Origin of the sequence: Acidiphilium sp. JA12-A1 (assembly GCF_000724705.2) — a bacterium.
GTDB lineage: Bacteria > Pseudomonadota > Alphaproteobacteria > Acetobacterales > Acetobacteraceae > Acidiphilium > Acidiphilium multivorum.
In genome coordinates this window covers 1-3,818 of the sequence record NZ_JFHO01000235.1, presented here as the reverse complement: position 1 = coordinate 3,818, position 3,818 = coordinate 1, and the positions used below count along the sequence as shown (strand labels likewise).

Here is a 3,818-nt window from a genome sequence, read left to right as displayed (position 1 = left end):
GCAGAAAGGAAGGCCCATATGGCACGACGGACGGCACCGGCGATCCCGGGCGATTTGCTGGACCAGCTTCTGGCTGGTGGTGACGCGGCGGCAGCGCTGAATTCTGGGGACCTGGTGAACGCGCTGAAGAAAGCCCTGGCGGAGCGGGTCTTGAGCGCGGAGATGGATTACCATCTGAGTGACGAAGCGGAGGCGGAGAACAGCCGCAACGGCTATGGCCGCAAGTCGGTGTCGACCGGCACGGGGAAGATCGAGATTGCGATCCCGCGAGACCGTGCGGGTAGCTTTGATCCGCAGTTGATCGCCAAATACCAGCGCCGGTTTCCAGGCTTCGATGACAAGATCATCTCGATGTATGCGCGGGGGATGAGCACCCGGGAGATCGCGGAACATCTGCGCGAGATCTACGGCATGGATGCTTCGGCGGAGCTGATCAGCACGATCACCGATGCGGTTCTGGACGAGGTGACATCCTGGCAGCAGCGTCCGCTGGACCCGGTCTATCCGCTGGTATTCTTCGATGCCATCCGGGTGAAGATCCGCGACGAGGGCGTGGTCCGCAACAAGGCGATCCATATCGCGCTGAGCGTCATGGCCGACGGGACGAAGGTCGTGCTCAGATGTGGATCGAGCGTAAACGCTGTTGGACCGGCATTGTTGTTGTGACGCAGACTGGGCCCGATGTTTGTGGGCGTGAGCGACGTCGGCATTTCTGAGATTTTTGAAGCGGATCGGGTTGAGGCGATAGGAGCGGCTCGTACGAGCCTTCATACGAGTGCTTCGAAGGAGCGGGTTGAGGTAATCACACGCGGGGCGCGCCGGCGTTGGTCGACGGCGATGAAGCGGGCGATTGTGGAGGCGAGCCTGGCGCCCGGCGTGATGGTTTCGGCGTTGTGCCGTCAGCACGAGATCAGCAGCGGGCAACTGAGCACGTGGCGTCGGCAATATCGGGATGGCGATCTGGCCGAAGCGACGCCGCTGGTGCCGGGCTTTGCGCGGGCAGTGGTAAGCGGGACTGTGCCGGCGTTGGGCTTGGCGGCAGCGCCGACGGCGATGGAGACGATCGAGATCACGCTGCCGGACGGGGTGGTATTGCGTGTCGGCGCCGGGGTGGACCAGTTGGCGTTGAGCCGGGTGCTGGCGGTGCTGAGGGGCGGATGATCGCGCCGGGTGCGGGTGTTCGGGTCTATCTTGCCTGCGGCCGGACGGACATGAGGAAGGGGCTGGACGGGCTGGCGATGCTGGTCCAGCAGGTCTTTGGCGGGAACCCGTTTGACGGTGCGGTCTACGCATTCCGCGGCCGGCGGGCTGGACAGATCAAGCTGCTCTGGCACGACGGTGTCGGGTTGTGCCTGCTGACGAGGCGGCTGGAGCGGGGTGCATTCGCCTGGCCGCAGAGCGGGACGACGCTGATGTCGCTGAGCCCGGCGCAGCTTGCCACGCTTCTTGAAGGCTGCGAGTGGCGTGCACCGGTGCAAAGCCTGCGGCCGGTGCTGGCGGGATAGGCCCCGCTCACGCGAGAGTCATTGGCACGCCAATCGGTTGCTTGCGATAGTTTGACCGTGCCGATCGATCTTGCCGCCCTTCCCGACGACCCGGGCATCCTGCGCGACCTGGTGAGCCACGCGGAGCATGAGAATGCCGGCCTGCGCAGCGCCAATGACGATCTGCGCGCGGAGATCGACAAGCTGCACCTGCTGATCGCGAAGCTGCAGCGGCATCGCTTTGGCCAACGCTCCGAACAAATGGATCCGGACCAGCTGGCCCTGGCGCTGGAAGATCTCGAACAGGCGGAGGCTGCGGGAGACGAAGCGGCGCAAGCTGGCACGGCGGATGGGCAGACACGTGAACGCAAGCGGCGGCAGCGCAATCTCGGGGCGTTGCCGGACAGCCTGCCGCAGGTCGAGGTCGTGGTCGATCTTGAGGAGAAGCAATGTGCCTGCTGCGGCGGCGCGCTGCATCAGGTGGGGGAGACGGTGAGCCGGATGCTGGACTTTGTGCCGGCGTCGTTCCGGGTGAAGGTGATCCGCCGGCCACGCTATGCCTGTGCATCCTGCGACGGGCCGCCGGTGCAGGCACCGGCACCGCCGCGGCCGATCGATGGTGGCATGGCGAGCGAGGCGCTGGTGGCGCATGTGCTGGTCAGCAAGTTTGCCGATCATCTGCCGCTGTATCGCCAGGCACAGATCTACGAGCGACACGGGATCCGGCTGGACCGTTCGACGCTGGGCGACTGGGTCGGCCGGGCGTGCTGGTGGCTGCGGCCGCTCTACGATCGGATCCTCTCGCATGTGATGGCCCAGGAGAAGATCTTCGCCGACGACACCACGCTGCCGGTGCTGGATCCTGGACGAGGCCGCACCAAGACCGGGCGATTATGGTGCTATGCGGTCGATGACCGCCCGTGGTGTGGGCCGGCGCCGCCGGCGGTTGCCTTCGTCTATGCGACCGATCGCAAGGGCGAGCGCCCGGCTGCGCATATGTCTTCATTCCGCGGCATTCTGCAGGTGGACGGCTATGCCGGGTTCGGCAAGGTCGTGAAGGCGCGCGACGATGACGCCCTGGCGCTGGCCTTCTGCTGGACGCATGCGCGGCGCGGTTTCTACGAATTCCACCAGGCCACGCAGTCGCCGATCGCGGCCGAGGCGCTCGCCCGGATCGCGCGGCTCTATGCGATCGAGGCCGAGATCCGCGGGCAATCCGCCGAACGCCGCCTCGCCGTGCGGCGGGAGCGATCCCGCCCGGAGATCGAGGCGATGCACACGTGGCTGGACGAGCAACTGCTGTGTATCTCGAAAGGATCGGAACTGGCGAAGGCGATGCGCTACGTCATGCGGCACTGGGAGGGGCTGACCCGCTTCCTCGACGATGGCCGGATCGAACTCGATACCAACACCGTCGAGCGCGAAATCCGCCGGATCCCCCTGGGACGGAAGAATGCCCTGTTCGCCGGCAACGACACCGGCGCCGAGCACTGGGCGCTGATGGCGACGCTGATCGGATCCGCAAAGCTCAGCGGCGTCGAGCCGCTCGCCTGGCTCACCGAAATCCTCGAACGCATCGTCGCCGGCCATACCAAGGCCAACGAAATCGACACCCTGCTGCCTTGGAACTGGAAAACTCAGGCCACTCTACCAGCCGCCGCGTAGCGCTCACTCGCCAACGCAAGGCCGTCGTTCAGACTGCGCTTACGATCGAGCAGAACGAGGGCGCCAAATTCTGGCTGCGGGTGATGAACGAGTTGAAGAACCGCGGCGTCGAGGACATCCTGCTGGCTGTGGTCGATGGCCTGAAGGGGGGGCCAGAGGCGATCACTGCCGTCTTTCCCGAGACGATCGTGCAGACCTGCATCGTCCATCTGCTCCGGAACTCCATGGATTTCGTGTCCTACAAGGACCGCAAGGCGGTCGAGACTGCCCTCAAGGATCTACCGGGCCGTCGATGCCAGGGCCGCCGAGGCAGCACTCGTGGCCTTCGAGGCCGGGCCATGGGGCCGGAAATACCCTGCCATCGGCCAGAGCTGGCGTCGGGTGTGGCAGGAAGTCATCCCGTTCTTTTCCTTCCCCGGCGAGGTCCGTCGGATCATTTATACGACGAACGCCATAGAAGTCCTGAATTTCAAGCTGCGTCGGGCGATCCGCGCGCGCGGCCATTTCCCGAGCGATGAGGCCGCCGCCAAGTTCCTCTATCTGATCCTGAACCGACCCGAAAAAGGAATGGGTGATGCCACCTCGAGAATGGGCTATGGCAAAGGCTCAGTTCGCCGTCATCTTCGGCGATCGCTTCGTAAGGGCCCTGGCGGCCTGATGTTCAACCGG

General features: G+C 65.0%; 3 protein-coding genes and 2 pseudogenes. All 5 read left to right on the top strand.

The window, feature by feature from the left end:
• Positions 1-18: 18 nt before the first annotated feature.
• A pseudogene (locus RT91_RS19605) lies at positions 19-618 on the top strand (IS256 family transposase); the annotation flags it as partial.
• A gap of 75 nt (positions 619-693) precedes the next feature.
• Positions 694-1,161: an IS66-like element accessory protein TnpA gene (gene tnpA / locus RT91_RS19600; RefSeq protein WP_160321848.1), complete on the top strand. Its 468-nt coding sequence runs from the start codon at positions 694-696 to the stop codon at positions 1,159-1,161.
• Positions 1,158-1,505, top strand: coding sequence for an IS66 family insertion sequence element accessory protein TnpB (gene tnpB / locus RT91_RS19595; RefSeq protein ID WP_035189610.1), 348 nt, complete (start codon positions 1,158-1,160; stop codon positions 1,503-1,505). The genes tnpA and tnpB overlap by 4 nt, the downstream gene beginning before the upstream one ends.
• 51 nt (positions 1,506-1,556) lie before the next feature.
• The gene (tnpC, locus tag RT91_RS19590; RefSeq protein WP_035189607.1) at positions 1,557-3,149 is read left to right on the top strand and encodes an IS66 family transposase; all 1,593 of its coding nucleotides are present in this window, start codon (positions 1,557-1,559) and stop codon (positions 3,147-3,149) included.
• A gap of 38 nt (positions 3,150-3,187) precedes the next feature.
• A pseudogene (locus RT91_RS19585) lies at positions 3,188-3,807 on the top strand (IS256 family transposase); the annotation flags it as partial.
• Positions 3,808-3,818: the final 11 nt, after the last annotated feature.

Excerpts from the sequence above, each read along its gene's own strand:
- tnpB (WP_035189610.1), top strand. The coding sequence starts at position 1,158 with ATGATCGCGCCGGGTGCGGGTGTTCGGGTCTATCTTGCCTGCGGCCGG.